8 protein-coding genes are annotated in these 16,143 nt (G+C 68.1%); 6 read left to right on the forward strand and 2 right to left on the reverse strand.

Annotated elements, in window-relative coordinates; all coding sequences use genetic code 11:
- Positions 1-100: 100 nt before the first annotated feature.
- Positions 101-1,930 carry a 6-bladed beta-propeller gene (locus ABD209_RS18335; RefSeq protein ID WP_344069118.1) on the reverse strand — a complete coding sequence of 610 codons (1,830 nt, stop codon included), beginning with the start codon at positions 1,928-1,930 and terminating at the stop codon, positions 101-103.
- Positions 1,931-2,121: 191 nt separating this feature from the next.
- Here ABD209_RS18335 and ABD209_RS18340 point away from each other — a divergent pair, with 191 nt between their 5' ends.
- Positions 2,122-3,900, forward strand: coding sequence for an NHL repeat-containing protein (locus ABD209_RS18340; protein WP_344069121.1), 1,779 nt, complete (start codon positions 2,122-2,124; stop codon positions 3,898-3,900).
- 84 nt (positions 3,901-3,984) lie between these two features.
- Here the strand turns inward: ABD209_RS18340 and ABD209_RS18345 are convergent, their stop codons facing one another.
- Complete coding sequence (locus tag ABD209_RS18345) at positions 3,985-5,811, reverse strand: 6-bladed beta-propeller (RefSeq protein WP_344069123.1); 1,827 nt, start codon at positions 5,809-5,811, stop codon at positions 3,985-3,987.
- A 190-nt stretch (positions 5,812-6,001) separates the two neighbouring features.
- Here ABD209_RS18345 and ABD209_RS18350 point away from each other — a divergent pair, with 190 nt between their 5' ends.
- The 5 genes from ABD209_RS18350 (at position 6,002) to ABD209_RS18370 (ending at position 16,126) form a co-directional block, all read left to right on the forward strand.
- Entirely contained in the window at positions 6,002-9,544 is a 3,543-nt protein-coding gene (locus ABD209_RS18350) for an NHL repeat-containing protein (protein WP_344069126.1), read from the forward strand.
- 119 nt (positions 9,545-9,663) lie between these two features.
- On the forward strand, positions 9,664-10,611 hold the full coding sequence (locus ABD209_RS18355; protein WP_344069129.1) for a sulfotransferase domain-containing protein: 948 nt from the start codon (positions 9,664-9,666) through the stop codon (positions 10,609-10,611).
- A gap of 4 nt (positions 10,612-10,615) precedes the next feature.
- On the forward strand, positions 10,616-13,708 hold the full coding sequence (locus ABD209_RS18360) for a lipid II flippase MurJ (protein ID WP_344069132.1): 3,093 nt from the start codon (positions 10,616-10,618) through the stop codon (positions 13,706-13,708).
- A 15-nt stretch (positions 13,709-13,723) separates the two neighbouring features.
- Complete coding sequence (locus tag ABD209_RS18365) at positions 13,724-14,962, forward strand: glycosyltransferase family 4 protein (protein WP_344069135.1); 1,239 nt, start codon at positions 13,724-13,726, stop codon at positions 14,960-14,962.
- Entirely contained in the window at positions 14,963-16,126 is a 1,164-nt protein-coding gene (locus tag ABD209_RS18370; RefSeq protein ID WP_344069138.1) for a glycosyltransferase family 4 protein, read from the forward strand. It begins immediately after the preceding gene.
- Positions 16,127-16,143: the final 17 nt, after the last annotated feature.

Below are 16,143 nucleotides of genomic sequence, written 5' to 3' on the forward strand. Positions count from 1 at the left end.
CACGTCACGTGCGCAGACTCTCGGAATGTCAAAACGGCGCGCCGACTGTGAATCACATCACAGTCGGCGCGTCGTTCGGATGATGAGACGGGGCGTTGGGCTATTTCGTGTTCAGGTTGAAGACCGAGACCCGCTCGTTGCCTTCTTCCATGATGTAGAGCCGGCCGTTATAGATGGCCAGGGTGTCGGGCTGGTAAAGCTTGCCCGCGACGTACCCGCGCTGCGAGATCTTGGTCACGAACGCGCCCGACTTAGTCCATACCTTGACCTTGTGTGTGGGCACATCGGCGACGTAGACCCGCTCCTTGTCGATCGCGATGCCATAGGGCCCCGAGAGCTGGTTGTCCGCGGTGCCCCGGCCGATAGCGAGCTTGCCGAGGTAGGCACCCGACGCGCTCCAGTGCGTGATGGCCGCCTTGGCGCTGTCGGCGACCCAGACCGACTGATCCACCGGGTCGATGGCGATGCCCTTGGGGTAGCTGAACTGGGCGTTGGTGCCGAAGGTGGTCACCAGTCCACCATTGGAGTTCAGGACCTGAACGCGGTAGTTGTTCGAGTCCGCCACATAGATATTGCCGTTGTTGGCGACGGCGAGACCTTGCGGGTTCTTGAACTTGCCCGGCGTGGTCCCGGCCTCGCCCGACCCCCACTTGTAGGTGCCGTCCTTGGTGTAGGCGACGATCCGGCCGTTGTCGGTGTCGGTGATCACCCAGTCGTTGGTGACCGGGTTGCTGGCGATCGCCCGCGCATAGTTGAACAGGTAGGGACCGCGGCCGCGCTTGCCCCATTGCTTCTGGAAGGCGCCGGTGGCCGAGAAAGTCTGGATGCGCCAGTTGTAGGTGTCCGAGACGGCCACCGTGCCGTCCTTGGCGACGGCGACCCCGCGCGGGGCGTTGAAGCCGCCGGCTGGCGGCAGCTGCGGCGGGTTCGGGTCCGACATGAGGTACTGGCCGGTCGGGCTGAACTTCTGCACGCGGAAGTTGGGCATATCGGCCACCCAGACATTGCCGGAGTTGTCGACCGTGATCTCGCGGCCGCCGTCGGCGAACTGGCCGGGACCGGCGCCCATCGATCCCCACCGGGTGATGAAGTTGCCGTTGAGGTCGTACTTGTTGACTCGGTTCGCCTCCCCATCGACGACATAGACCCAACCGCGCGCCTTGTCGACGGCGATGCCGCGCATGTCACCTTGGAACTGGCCGGCCTTGGAGCCCTTGGAGCCCCACTTGCGCAGGAACGTGCCGTTCTTGTCGAAGACCTGAATCCGGTAGTTGCCGGGGTCGACGACGTAAAGGTTGTCGGAACCGTCGATCGCCAACCCGTGCGGGCTGCGCATCTGGCCGTTCGCCGACCCGAAGCCGCCGAACGACTTGATTTCCGCGCCCGAGGTGTTCGACATGACGATGTTGTGATCCCAGGTGTCGGCGACGAAGACCGTTCCGAGGCTGTTGACGACCACGCGCGAGGGGTAGAGGAACTTGCCGGCGCCCGTACCCTTGGCGCCCCAGCTGCGCAGGAAGGATCCGCCCGCGGAGTAGACATCGATGGTGTAGCGGTCGGTATCGGCCATATAGACGTCGCCATTGCGCGGGTCGACGCCGAGCCCGTAGGGCGTGTAGTACTGGTTGGCGCCATTGCCACTGTTGTTGATCAGCACGCCGAGCGGGGCGCCTGCCGGGCTGTAGCGCAGGACGCGGTAGTTCCAGTAATCCCCGACGATGATGTTGCCGTCCTTCCCGGTGGCCATGCCCCAGGCATACAGGCCGGCGTGGCCGGGACCGCCGATGGTGCGCTCGAAGGTCGGGTTGATCGTCCCCTTGGCCGAGTCGCCGGGGTCGGCGGCCGTGGCGACTTGGGCGCCGGCGACGAGCCCGGCGGCGGTGGTTATGGCTGTCGCCAGGAGACTGAGGCGACGAATGGGTGTGGTCATGGCAAGCTCCCCCAGATCATTCGGAGATGGTCCGCGTGTCGTTGGTGCTGCCTCCCGGGCAGCGGGTCCCCGCCATGGTAGCCACGACCTGGGACAGTGGCCAACGATTCGTCGAGGCCGTCGGCCCGTGACCAGCCGGTACGCTGGGCCGCGGCCCGGCAATCCGGCGCCGATATCTCAAGGGGAAAGCTGTGCGAACGTATTCGTTGATTCTTGGTGCCTGCGTGGGCGTGGCCGGCCTCGGGGCCACTGCGGCTGCGGCACCCGCCGGGGCGCGCGCCGTCCGGGCGCCGACCGTGCTCGGTGGCCCGGGCCATGCGACGGTCTATGCCTCCGGGATGGAGGTGGCCCCCGACGGCACCCTGGTGGTCGCCGACACCGGCAACGACTCGGTCGCGAAGTTCACGGCTGCCGGCAAGCTACTCTGGCGGGTCGCCGCCGGGGTCTCCGAGGGTGACGAAGCCGAGAACGCGCGCGACATCGCCGTCGACGATCACGGTTACATCTATGTGGCGGATGCGGCCGAGTTCCGGATCATCAAGCTCGACCCGGTGGACGGCCATACGATCAGTTGGTTCAACGGGCCGACAGGTGACCGCCTCGGCTCGCCCATCGGGATCACCGCGAAGAAGAACAAGATCTACGTCTCCGACGGGGCCAAGAAGAAGGTCCGCGTCTTCGACCCGAACGGCACCCAGCTCCAAGTCTTCACGGCTACCGGCGCGTGCGACTTGTCCGCCGTCCGGGACGCCGACGCCGACGCCGCAGGCAATGTCTACGTCGCGAACTACAAGAACAACAACATCGCCAAATTCTCGCCGACCGGCGCCTGCCTGACGACCTGGGGCTCGCAGGGCACCGCCAATGGCCAGTTCAAGAACCCCTACGGTGTGCGCGTGGCCAAGGACCCTAAGTGGGGCGAGGTCGTCTACGTCGCCGACTCCAATAACGACCGGGTCCAGGTCTTTTCCAAGACCGGGGCGCTCAAGGCCTTGGTCGGCAAGGCCGGCGCCTACAACCAGACGGGCACCTTCACCACCTTGCGCCGGGTGGCCGTCGCCAAGGACGGCGACATCTGGGGCGCGGATCTGTGGGGCTGGCGCCTGGTGCGCTTCGACCGGACCGCCACGGGCTACGCCTACGCCCAGACCATCGGCGGCCAGGCTCCGCCTCTGACCAACTCGGCCGTCTTCAATGAGCCCCGCGCGGTCGCCGTGGGCACCGACGGCAACCTGAACATCATGGACACCGTCAACCAGCGGGTGGTGACGATGACCAAGTCCGGCACCGTGCTCGGTGCGTGCGGGCAGCGCGACTACCGGCCGATCTCGGTCAACTGGCCGCGTGGCGTGGCCATCGACCCGGTGACCGGGGACCGGTGGATCGCCGACACCAAGCAGTCGCGTCTGCAGATCTTCCCGACCAAGTGCGGGCTGCAGACCTACCGCCTCGGCAATGTCGGCACCGCGAGCCAGCAGTTCACCTGGCCGTATGCCATTGCCATCCGCCCCAGCGACCGCCTCGCCTTCGTCGCCGACACCCAGAACAACCGGGTGACCGTGTGGGATGTCGCAACGCGATCCGCCTTGGGCACCTACACCGGCCTGAAGTCCCCGCGCGCCATCGCTGTCGACGCCGCCACAAAGAATCTCGTCGTCGCCGACGCCGGCAATGCGCGCATCGTGACGCTCTCCTACTCGAAGGCGGCCGGCTTCGCCGCGGTCTCCACGATCACCCCGGCCGGCTTGTCGATGCCCGAGGGGGTGGCCCGCGCGGCCGACGGGAACTACTGGATCGGCGACACCGGCAACAACCGTATCGTCATCGCGACCCCGTCCGGGACGATCGTCGAGACCATCACCACGGCCGCGGGCAAGGCCATCAGCAAGCCGACCTCGATCACCGCCGTCGACGGCGCGATCTATGTCAGCGACACCAACAACGACCGGGTGCTTGTCTACGGCTCGTGATTCGGCGGCGGTCGCCGACGACAGGTCGAGAAGGCCGAAGGCCGGGCGCGCACTGCGCGCCCGGCCTTCGGTTTGTCGCGGAAGCTACTTGACGTTGAGGTTGAACACCGAGATCCGCTCGTTGCCCTCTTCGGCGACGTAGAGCTTGCCCTTGTCCACGGCGATGCCGTCCGGAATCAGCAGTTTGCCCTTGACGGTGCCGCGCTGAGCGATCTTCATGACGAAGACGCCGGCCTTGGTGTAGACCTTCACGCTGTGCGTCGGGGTGTCGGCGACATAGATCCGCTCGGCGTCGGCAGCGATGCCGAAGCTGCCGCTGATGGCGTTGTCGGCCGTGCCCTTGGCGATCGGCAGCGTCTTGAGCTTGACGCCCGCGGTGCTCCAGTTGGTGATCTGGTCCTTGGCCGAGTCGCTGACCCACAAGGTGCCGTCGACGGGGTCGACGGTGATGCCGCGCGGGTAGACGAAGTCGGTGGCCGAGCCGAACATCCGCAGCAGGTTGCCATTGCTGTCGAGCACCTGGATGCGCTGGTTGTTGGAGTCGGTGACATAGATCGTGCCGTCGGGCGCGACCGTGACGGACTGCGGGTTGCGGAACTGGCCGAGTCCGCCCTTGCCGGCGGTGCCGGTCGACCACTTGTAGACGCCGTCCTTGGTGTAGGCGGCGATCCGGCCGTTGTCGGTGTCGGTGATGATCCAGTCCCCGTTCACCGGGTTGGACGCCACCGTGCGGGCGTAGTTGAACAAGTACGGTCCGCGCCCGCGCCCACCCCACTCCTTGGTGAAGGTGCCGGCGTTGGTGAAGGTCTCGATGCGCCAGTTGTAGGTGTCGCTGACGGCCACGGTCCCGTCGGTCGCGTTGACAGCGACGCTGCGCGGGGCGTTGAAGCCACCCGGGACGGGGGGCTGCGCCGGGTTGGGGTACTGCATGAGCGCCGCGCCGGTGGGGCTGAACTTCTGGACCCGGAAATTGGGCATGTCGGCGACCCAGACATTGCCCTGCTGATCCACGGTGACCTCGCGGCCGCCGTCGGCGAACTGGCCGGGGCCGCTACCGAGCGAGCCCCAGCGGGTGATGAAGTTGCCCATGAGGTCGTACTTGTTGACCCGGTTGCCCTCGCCGTCGACGACATAGACCCAGCCGTTGACCTTGTCGACCGCGATGCCGCGCATGTCGCCCTGGAACTGGCCGAGCTTGGAGCCCTTGGTGCCCCACGTGCGCACGAAGGCGCCGTTCTTGTCGAAGACGTCGATGCGCCAGTTGCCGGTGTCGACGACATAGAGGTTGTCGCTCGCGTCGAGGGCCAGGCCGTGCGGGGACTTCATCTGGCCGTTGGCGACGCCCCACGTGCCGAACTGCTGGATCTCGGTCCCGTTGCGGTCCGACATCACGATGTTGTGATCCCAGGTGTCCGCGGTGAAGACCGTGCCGAGGCTGTTGACGACCACGCGGGAGGGGTAGAGGAATTTGCCGGGGCCGGTGCCCTTGGCGCCCCACGAGCGCAGGAAGGCGCCGTCCTTGGAGTAGACGTCGATCTGGTACTTGTCGGTGTCGGCCATGTAGACATCGCCGTTGCTCGGGTCGATGCCCAGGCCGTAGGGCGTGTAGTACTGGTTCGCGCCGTTGCCGTTGTTTTTGATGAAGACGCCGCCGGGTCCGACCGGGGTGCCGTCCGCATTGAAGCGCAGCACCCGGTAGTTCCAGTAGTCACCGACCAGGATGGTGCCATCGAGTTGAGTGGCCATGCCCCAGGCATACAGGCCGGCGTGGCCGGGCCCACCGATGGTGCGCTCGAAGACCGGGCTGATGGTGGTCGCGGATGCCGGTGCCGCCGCGAGGCCGGGGCCCAGGGCGAGGGCGACGCCGGCCGAGACGCCCAGAGAGGTGGTGATGCGCGCGCGCAAGGACAAGGGAGACCCCCGACGTTCGTGGATATGGATGCTGTGGGCTGGCGCCAACTGACCGCCGTCGTTCCGCTTGCGGAAGCCCCCACGCTATGGTAGCGCGCGGGGTGCGATCCCCGTAATTCCACGTCGTCAGCGGGGTATGTCATCATCGACGGCGGCCAATGCTTGATTTTCGAAGGGTGGAAAGACGTCCATGACGATTTCGCGCGCGCGCCGGCGGTTCCTCGCCGGTGCTACCGCTGGTGTGGTCGGTGCAGGGGGTGTGCTCGCTGCGACCGCGCCCATGGCGCAGGCGGCGACGCTGCCCACGCCGACCGTGCTGGGTGGCCCCGGCCACGCCACGGTCTATGCCTCCGGTTTGGAGGTCGGTCCGGACGGCACCCTCGTGGTCGCCGACACCGGTAACGACTCGATTGCGAAGTTCTCCGCCTCCGGCACCCTGATCTGGCGGGTCTCGGGTGGCACCACCGACGGTGACGAGGCCGAGAACGCTCGCGACATCGCGATCGACAGCAGCGGCGACGTGTATGTCGGCGATGCGGCGTTGAGCCGGGTCATCAAGCTCTCGGGCAGCACCGGTGCCACGCTCGGCACCTGGACGGGTCCGTCCACGGACAAGATCGGCTCCCCGATCGGCCTGACCTACAAGGACGGCAAGATCTACGTCGCTGACGCGCTCAAGCGCAAGATCCGCATCTTCGATACCTCTGGCGTGCAGCAGTCCGCCATCGGCGAGAGCGGTTCGTGCAGTCTGGCTGCGGTCCGGGACGCGGACGCCGACAGCGCGGGCAATATTTATGTCGCCAACTACACCAACAACAACATCCTGAAGTTCTCCTCCTCGGGCACTTGTCTGGGCACCTGGGGGACCCAGGGGAGCGCGCCGGGTCAGTTCAAGAACCCCTACGGCGTGCGCGTGGCCAATGACCCGGTCTGGGGCGAGAGCGTCTATGTCGCCGACTCCAACAACAACCGGATCCAGATCTTCTCTACCTCCGGCTCCTACCGCACCTCCTTTGGCACCACCGGCACCTACAGCCAGACCGGCAGCTTCACCACCTTGCGCCGGGTCGCCGTCGCCAGCAACGGCGACGTCTGGGGTGCCGACCTGTGGGGCTGGCGCCTGGTGCGCTTCGCCCGCACGAGCACCGGCTTCTCCTACGCCCAGACCATCGGTGGCACCCCGCCGCCCCTGACGTCGACCGCTGCCTTTAACGAGCCTCGCGCCGTCGCCGTCGGCCCGACGGGCAATCTCAATGTCATGGACACCGTCAACCAGCGGATTGTCCAGATGACCCCCGACGGCGCCATCGTCGACTCCTGCGGTGAGCGCGATTCGCGCCCCGTCTCGCTGAACTGGCCCCGCGGGCTGGCTGTCGACCCGGCCACCGGCGACCGCTGGATCGCCGACACCAAGCAGTCGCGCCTGCAGATCTTCCCGGCGCGCTGCAGCGACCAGAAGATCCGCCTCGGTGACAAGGGCAGCGGCACCGGGCAGTTCTACTGGCCGTATGCCATCGGCATCCGCAACAGTGACCGGCTCGCCTTCGTCGCCGACACCCTGAACAACCGGATCGTCGTCTGGGATGTGGCCTCGCGCACTCAGATCGCCTCCTACACCGGTGGCGGCCTCAAGCAGCCGCGCGGTGTCAGCGTCGACCAGGCCACGGGCCAGATCATGGTCGCCGACACTGGCAACAACCGCCTCATCGAGCTGAGCTACTCCAAGTCGGCCGGCTTCGCCGCGACCCGCGCCATCGCCCCGGGCCTGTCTGGGCCGGAGAGCGCCGCGGTCGACGTCAACGGCGATGTGTGGGTCGCCGACACGGTCAACAACCGCGTCCAGATCATCAACTCGGCCGGGACGATCACCAACACCATCACCTCCTTCGACGGCAAGAGCTTGAAGGCGCCGAGCACGGTCAGCGTCTCGGGTGGCACGGTCTTCGTCTCCGACACCGGCAACGACCGGATCCTCAAGTACACCCTGAAGAACACCCCGCCGCCCGGCACCGGGCCGCAGTACAAGAGCACGCTCTACGGCTACGCGCCGGCGGACATGTACCCCGTGGACGTCACCAGCACCCCGACCCACTACTACGTGGTCGACCCGGGCCGCTACAGCATCTTCGGCGTCAACCGGGCCACCTCGGCCATCGACTACCAGGCCGGCGGCACGCGCGGGTCCGGAACCGATGAACTCGCCGCGGCCCGTGCCCTCGCGGCCGACAGCAGCGGCAATGTCTGGGTCGCCGACACGCCCAACAACCGCATCGTCAAGTACGACAGCACGCTGAAGAACCCCAAGACCTTCGGCTCCAAGGGCACCGGCAACGGCCAGTTCACGGCCATCTACGGCATCGCGGACGGCCCCGGCATCGGGGCCGGCGGCGCCAGCGCCGAGGTCATCTACACCATCGATGCCAACCGGATCCAGAAGTTCACGACCTCGGGCACCTGGCTCGCTACCAAGGTGGACCCCACCTTGAACCAGCCGCGCCAGATCGAGGTCAACAAGACCAATGGTGACGTCTACGTCGTCAACGCCCGCAACAAGCAGGTCGTCGTCTACAACAAGAACCTCACCGAGCTGCGCCGCTTCGGCAGCGTCGGCACCGGCAACGGCCAGTTCATGGGCGACCCCCGCGGCATCACGGTCACCCCGGACGGCTCGGTCGTCTTCGTCACCGACGACGGCAACCGCCGCATTCAGGCCTTCTCGGGCACGACGGGCGCCTACCTCTTCCAGATCGGCGGGACCGGCGTCTTCACCGACCCCCGCGGCATCGAGGTCACCGCGGACAAGAAGCTGATCATCGCGGACGAGTGGGACTTCGCCCTGAAGGAGTACACCTACACCACGTCTGGCGCCACCAAGGTGCGCCAGTTGTTCGGCAATGCGGCCAAGAACACCGGCGCCAACAGCCCGCGCGGCCTGGCGCTCGACAGCCTCGGGCACATCTTCGCCAGCGACTGGTGGAACCAGCGGATCATCCGCACCGACCTCAGCGGCGGCAACTTCTTCACCTGGGGCAAGCGCGGTATCCGCGGCGAGGTCGGCAGCCTCAACTTCCAGTGGGGCGTGGCTGTCCAGCCGGGCACCAATAACGTCTTCGTGGCCAACCGAGAGAGCCACGAGATCAAGGTGTTCAGCAACAACGGCACCCAGTTGTGGGCGTGGGGCAAGCGCAGCTCGGCACCGGGCGACTTCACCTTCCCGCAAGGTCTGACCTTCGACGAGGACGGCACCTTGCTGGTCGCCGACTCGGGCAACGGCCGGATCGAGCGCTTCAAGGTCAACAGCGACTCGCTGACCTACATCACGTCCTACGGCACCACCGGCACCGGCACCGGCCAGTTGCAGATGCCGACCGGCGTCGACACTGCCGCCGACGGGACCATCTGGATCGCCGACACCAAGAACAACCGGATCGTCAGCTATAAGCCGTCGACGGGCACTTGGGGCACGCCGATCACCAAGCCGGCCGGGTCGACGCGGCCCTTCGCCGTGCCGTGGGGCGTCACCGTGGCTCCCGACGGCTACATCTGGGTCGCCGACACCGGACGTCAGCGGTTGGTGCGGATGTCGACCAGCGGCACGATGAGCTACGAGGTGACCGGCGCCAGTGCCGGGACCTCCGACTTCGTCGGCCCCTTCCAGGTCGTCTTCGACGCCTCCGGCGAGCTGTACATGTCCGACACGTGGGGCAACCGCGTCATCCGCCTGGGTTTCTGACCCTGCGGTGACCCCCATGCCCGGGCACTAAGTTCGACCAGCGCCGGTCGGCGAACCCCACGACGGGGACGCCGACCGGCGCTGCCGCGCTCCGACCGACACAAGAAGAGACCTGACGTATGCCTGCCGAACTCCCCGAGAACCGATCGGCCGCGGGCCGCGCCCGCGCGCGCCTAGGCCGCCACGTCGCCTGGGCCCGCGAAGGCGGCATCGGGCGGCTGATCGAGGAGGACAACCTCGACCCGCGGGCGCGCGCGTCCGCCGCCCTGGCCCGCCGCAAATGGCGCCGCGAGCACGCGGTCACGCCGGGTCACGCGCGCGCGGCCTTCGTGGTGGGCGTCCAGCGCTCGGGCACGAATATGCTCACGCACGGCCTCGACGCCATGCCTGAGGTCGAGGTGCACAACGAGAACGACAAGCAGGTCTTCGACCGGTTCCAACTCCGCTCGCACGCGGTGGTTGCCGAGACGGTGGCCCGCAGCAAGCATCAGGTCGTGCTGTTCAAGCCGATCTGCGACAGTCACGACACCGACCTGCTGCTGGACGCCTTCGTCGATGCCCCGAATCCGGCCCGTGCGCTGTGGGCCTTCCGCGGTGTCGATGACCGGGTGCGGTCGGCGGTCACCAAGTTCGGCAACGTCAACCAGCAGGTGATGGCGCGCATCGCCGCCACCGGCGTGGATGGCAGCTGGCAGACCGGCCGGATGACCCCGGAGGTGTTGGAGGCGATCCGCTCCTGCGACCCCGCCGCGCTGGACGCGAACTCGGGCGCGGCGTTGTTCTGGTGGGCCCGCAACTCCCTCTACTTCACCACGGGGTTGGATGCGCGTGCCGATGTCATGCCCGTCAGCTACGAGCAGGTCGTGACCGACCCGGCCGATCGCCTCACCCGAGTCTGCGACTTCCTCGGCCTGCCCTATCGCGACGCGGTCAGCGCCCACGTCGACTCCCGGGCCGCGGCTCGGGGCAATAAGGCACCCCTGGATCTCGACCCGCGGGTCCGAGCCCTGTGCGACGACCTCGGCGCCCGGCTCGACGCGGCCGCCGCCGGCGTCGACGCGCGGTGAGTCGATGACCGAATCGCGGGTGGACCCGGCGGAGGCGCGGCTCGAGAAGTCCCCCAAGGCCGTTGTCCGGCAGTCGGGGATCACCTCCGTGGTCGCGCTCGTCGGCGTGCTCTCGGGGTTGGTGCTCGACCTGGCGTGGGGGTCGGTGTTCGGCATCGGCTATGAGTCGGATGCCTTCACCTTGGCGCTGCGGCTGCCGCTGGCCATCACTGCCATCGCGATGGTCGTCGCCAATCAGGTGCTCGTGCCGACCTTCGGCGCCTGGCTGACCACGATGGGCGAGCGAGAGCGCGCCCGGGCGGTGAGCGCGGTCATGCTCGCCTGCCTCGGCCTGTCGATCGTGCTGGCGCTGATCTTCTCGTTCTTCGCCTACCCCCTGATGGCCGCGATGGCGCCCGGTTTCGCCGACGAGCCCGGCAAGCTCGACCTCGCGGCCTCGATGACCCGCATCCTGGCCTGGTATGTCCCGTGCGTCATCGTCGCCGAGGTCCTGCGGTGCTGGCTGAACGCGAAGTTGGTCATCGGTTTCCCCGCCGCGATGACACTCGTGCTGAATGTGGTCTCGGTTGCCGTGATCCTGCTCGGGCCACGCTCGAACTGGGTGGTGCCGGCGGCCTATGTCGCGGGATCCCTCGTTCAGGTCCTCGCCATGGCGATCGCCTCCTTCGTCAAGGGCTGGCGGCCCGCAGCTCCCGCGTTCGGCCACCCGGAGGTCCGACGCACCCTGCGTCTGTTCAGCCGGCCCACCGTCGGTGCCGCCATGAACCCCATCGTGCGAATCGTCGAGGTGTTCATCGCCAGCGCCCTGCCGCAGGGAAGCACCACCTTGTTGCACTACGGCAACCGTCTCGCCAGCGCGGTCGGTGGCACCATCATCTTCCGCTCGATCATGGTCACCGTGCTCCCGCGCATCTCGCGGGCCTTCACCCGCGGCGACACCCCCGCCTTCCGCAGCATGACGCGGCTCGGCCTGCGCCTGATGCTCTTCCTCGCCGTGCCGATGACGATCCTCGGGGTGACGCTTGCCCCCGGTCTGACGCAGGCCGTCTTCGGGCTGGTGCCGAAGTTCAAGCACGAGCAGATCGTCACGCTCGGGACCTTGATGGCCCTGTATTCCCTCAGCTTCGCCGGTTCCGGCCTCCAGCGCGCCCTTTTGGCGCCGTTCTATGCCATGCGCGATACGCGCACGCCGCTGCGCAACACCGTCTACGGCATCGTCGCCAATGTCGGCTTGCTCTTCATCCTCGATGTCGCCATGGGCGACGGTGCCAGGGCGATCTATCTCTTCCCGATCGCCTACAGCGCTTCGCAGTACGTCAATGTCGGCCACGCGTGGTGGCTGATGCGCGCGGTGCCCGGGCTGGAGCGGCTGCCATTGCTGGTGCCGATTGCCGGTAGTCTGGTGTGCGGCCTGTCCGGCGGCGCGTCCGCCATCGCGGTGACGCAGGTGTTGCCCGCTTCTCCGACAGGCCTCGCGTCCGGAGTGGGCGCCTTCGTGGGGCTGGTCGTTTCCGGGCTCGTCGGTTTCCTGGCGTTCCGCCGGGGCAGCACCGCCGGCCGCCGGGTCGTCGGCCCGGCGCAGGAATCCCATCAAGCACCGAATATGCAAACGCCCGCCGTCGCCGGGCAGGAGGACAACCACGTGGACACGGTCGATCTGAGCAAGGCCGCGCCGCCCGCACCGGTGGCACCCGAGCCGAGCCCGAGGCGGCGCTTCGACCTGGCGACCCTCGGGACGGCGCTGCTGGGCATCGCGCTGACCGTCTACACGACCGTCGCGATCGCCGACGGCTCGAGCCACCTCGTGGCCGCCTTGCCGCTCGCGGCGATCGTCGGGATCACCCTGCTCATCGTCGCGCTCTACGACCTCGAGACCTTCGTGCTCATCGCCTTGCTCACCCGGGCGTCCATGGACGCGATCGGGGTCAACGCGCCGCATACGGCACTCGGTCTGATGCTGCTGGGCTTCGGCACGGTGTGGTTGCTGCTGCGCAAGGCGCGCCTCGGGAGCCGCTATCCGAGCTCGGGCCTGGGCATCGCCTACCTGGTGTTCGTCATCGTCGCCTTCATGGGCGTGATCACGTCGGCCAATATGAAGGCCAGCCTGACCGAATGGTCGCGTATCGCCACCATTGTCGTGGTCTTCCTCGTCGTCGAGCAGTTCGCCGCCCGCGGCAGCAAGCTGGGGCCCTTCACCGCCGCGATCGGTCTCGGGATCGTCGTCCCCGCCACCGTCGCCTTCTCCCAGCTCACCTCGGGCCAGGGCCTGTTCATCGCCGGTGGCTTCTCCCGGATCACCGGCACCTTCGATCACAGCAACCCGCTGGCCTATTTCAGCGTCGTCGTCCTGTTGCTGATGACCGCACTGGTCCCCTATACGCGCGGCGCGACGCGGGCGGGGGTGCTCTGCGTCGGTCTCCTCGCCGTGATCGTCCTCGGCTTGACCTACACCCGCAGCGCCTGGCTGGTCGCCGCCTTCGGTGTGGTGATCCTGCTGTGGCGCCGGCGGGCCGGGGCGGCCCTGGCTGTCTGCGCTGCGCTGGCGATCCTGGTCGCGGGCACCCCGATGGTCCAGAACCGCTTCGCCGACCTGGCGACGTCGGCACAGCTGAGCGGTAAGCCGGCCAACTCGCTGGCTTGGCGCTGGGCCTACTGGGGCGAGTCCCTCGATGTCGCCAAGCCCAGCCCCATCGCGGGCGTCGGCCTGCGCAGCGTTGCCCAGACGACCGCCGAGGGCAAGCAACCCCACAATGACGTCATCCGCGCCTATGTGGAGTTGGGCATCCCCGGCCTGCTCTCGTATGTGCTGGTGCTGGTGCTCATGCTCTGGACCAGCTGGCGGGCCGCGGCCGATGCTGCGCGGCGCCGCTTGACCGGCATCCCGCGCGCGATCACCGAGGCCGGCTTCGTCGTTGCGGTCGCGGTCGCGATCCTCAGCGTGGTCGCGAACTTGATGTCGCAGGTCGTCGTCATGATGTATGCCGTGTCCGTCATTGCGTTGTCCAGCGGCGCCTACCTGCGCCGGCGCCGCCTCGACGCCGAGGCCGACTCTTCGGCAGATCGCGCGGCGCGCTCGATGCGCATCGTGCGCACCTAGGGGCGAGGCGTCCGCGTGCGCATCCTGCAAGTCAACAAGTTTCTCTATCGCCGCGGCGGGGCCGAGGGCTATCTGCTCGATCTCGCGGACCTCCAGCGAGCCCAGGGACATCACGTGGAGTACTTCGGGATGTCCTATCCCGAGAACCTGCCGATGCGGTATGCCGATCACTTCCCCTCGCGGGTCGACTTCGAGCCCGCTCCCGAGGCGTTGAGCAAGCGGGTCGAGCTTGTCGGGCGAATGCTCTGGTCCCGCTCAGCGGCCTCGGGCATCGCCGAGGTGATCGCCGACTTCCGGCCCGACGTCGTGCACTGCCACAACATCTACCACCAGCTCTCGCCGTCCATCCTGCGCGCGTGCGCCGCGGCCGGGGTGCCCGTCGTGATGACCCTGCACGACTACAAGCTGGCCTGCCCCACCTACCAATTCCTCGACAAGGGCGAGATCTGCACCGCCTGCGTCACCGGCGGCGTGATCCAAGCTCTCAAGCGGCGCTGCAAGGACGGCTCGCTGGCAGCCAGCGGCATCGCGGCACTGGAGGTCGGAGCGCACCGGACCCTGCGGGCATACGGTCCGGTCTCGACCTTCCTGTGTCCGAGCGTCTTCCTGCGTGACCAGATGGCCGCTGCCGGGATCGCGCCGGAGAAGTTGCTGCACCTGGACAACTTCACCGACACCGATGTCCCGGTGCGCACCGAGCCGGGAACGGGCGTGCTCTTTGCCGGGCGGCTCTCGCACGAGAAGGGCGTCGACGTGCTCATCGACGCGATGCCGGTGCTCGCCGCCGAGACTCCCGGGGCGGTTCTCGACGTCGTCGGCGACGGGCCGGACCGGGCCGAGCTGGAGGAGCGGGCGGCCCGGGTCGCTCCGGGCCTGGTGCGCTTCCACGGCCGGGTCAGCGCCGACGAGGTCCGCGCCCGGCTGCGCGCCGCTGCTGTCAGCGCGGTGCCGTCGCGGTGGTATGAGAACCAGCCGTTGTCGGTCCTAGAAGCGTTCGCCAGCGGGGTGCCCGTGGTGGCCAGCGCGCTCGGTGGGCTGACGGACTTGGTCACTCCGGGTGTCGACGGGGATCTCGTCCCGGCCGAGGACCCGGCGGCACTGGCTCTCGCCTTGCGTCCCTACCTGTCCGACCCGCAGTATTCACTCCGGCACGGCGCATCCGCGCGCGAGCGGGCGCTGCGGCGACACGCGCCCGCGGAACACGCGGAGCGGATCGCGCGCGTGTACGAGGAAGCCGTCACCAGGAGGGTGTAGATGCGTATCGCAATGGTCGGGCTGCGGGGCCTGCCGGCGACCTTCGGCGGGATCGAGAAGCACGTCGAGGAGTTGGGGTGGCGGCTGGCCGAACGCGGTCACGAGGTGAGCGTCTTCTGCCGGCCGAACTATGCCGGTGACCTCGACCTGCCCACCGAGTTCGACTACGTCGCTCCCGTGGGCCGCCGGCCTGGACGGTACCGCGGGATGATCCTGCGCAACCTGCCGACGGTGGAAGGCAAGGGCGTGGAGGCCTTCGTGCACAGCGGCCTGGCCGCGGCCAGCACCGTCGGGCGCGGCTTCGACGTGGTCCACTTCCACGCCCTCGGGCCGGGCCTGTTCGCGCCCATCCCGAAGTTCCTCACGGGAGCCGGGGTGGTGCAGACCATCCACGGCCTCGATGACGAGCGGTCCAAGTGGGGCGGGCTCGGCTCTCGCCTATTGCAAGCCGGCCGGTGGGTCTCGACGCGGGTCCCCGACGAGGTCGTCGTGGTGTCTCGGGAGTTGGGCCGGGTCTATTCCGAGCGCCACCACCGGGCAACCGTCTACATCCCCAATGGTGCGCCCACCGTGACCCCGGTGGCTCCGGGGGCGACCCTTGCCCGCTTCGGGCTGGAACCGGGCCGCTATGTCCTGTTTGTCGGCCGCCTGGTGCCCGAGAAGCGCCCCGATCTGCTGATTCGCGCCTTCCGCGAGGTGCCCGGCGATGCGCGCCTGGTGATCGTCGGCGACACGGCGAACACCCGCGGCTACACCGGCGAACTGAAGAAGCTCGCGGCGGCCGACGCGCGCGTGGTGATGACCGGCTACCTCTTCGGCGCCGATCTCGCTCAGGTGATGACCTCGGCCGGGGTCTTCGTCCAGCCGAGCACGCTGGAAGGCCTGCCGATCACGCTGCTTGAGGCCGCGGCATACGAGCGGCCCGTGGTGGTCAGCGACATCCCCCCGCACCTCGAGGTCGTCGGCGCGTCCGCGCGGGGGCACCGGGTCTTCTCGGACGGCTCCCAGAACGACCTCACCGAGGCCATCACCGCCGAACTCGCCGACCCCGCGGGTGGGGCGGACGGCGGTCGCGAACTGGCCAAGGCGGTCCGCGCCCACTACGACTGGGACGCGGCGACCGACCAACTCATCGAGGTGTACCGGCGTGCCGGCCGCCGGTGACCTCGGCCGGGGCTTGC

It is taken from the genome of Nostocoides vanveenii (assembly GCF_039531165.1).
GTDB lineage: Bacteria > Actinomycetota > Actinomycetes > Actinomycetales > Dermatophilaceae > Nostocoides_A > Nostocoides_A vanveenii.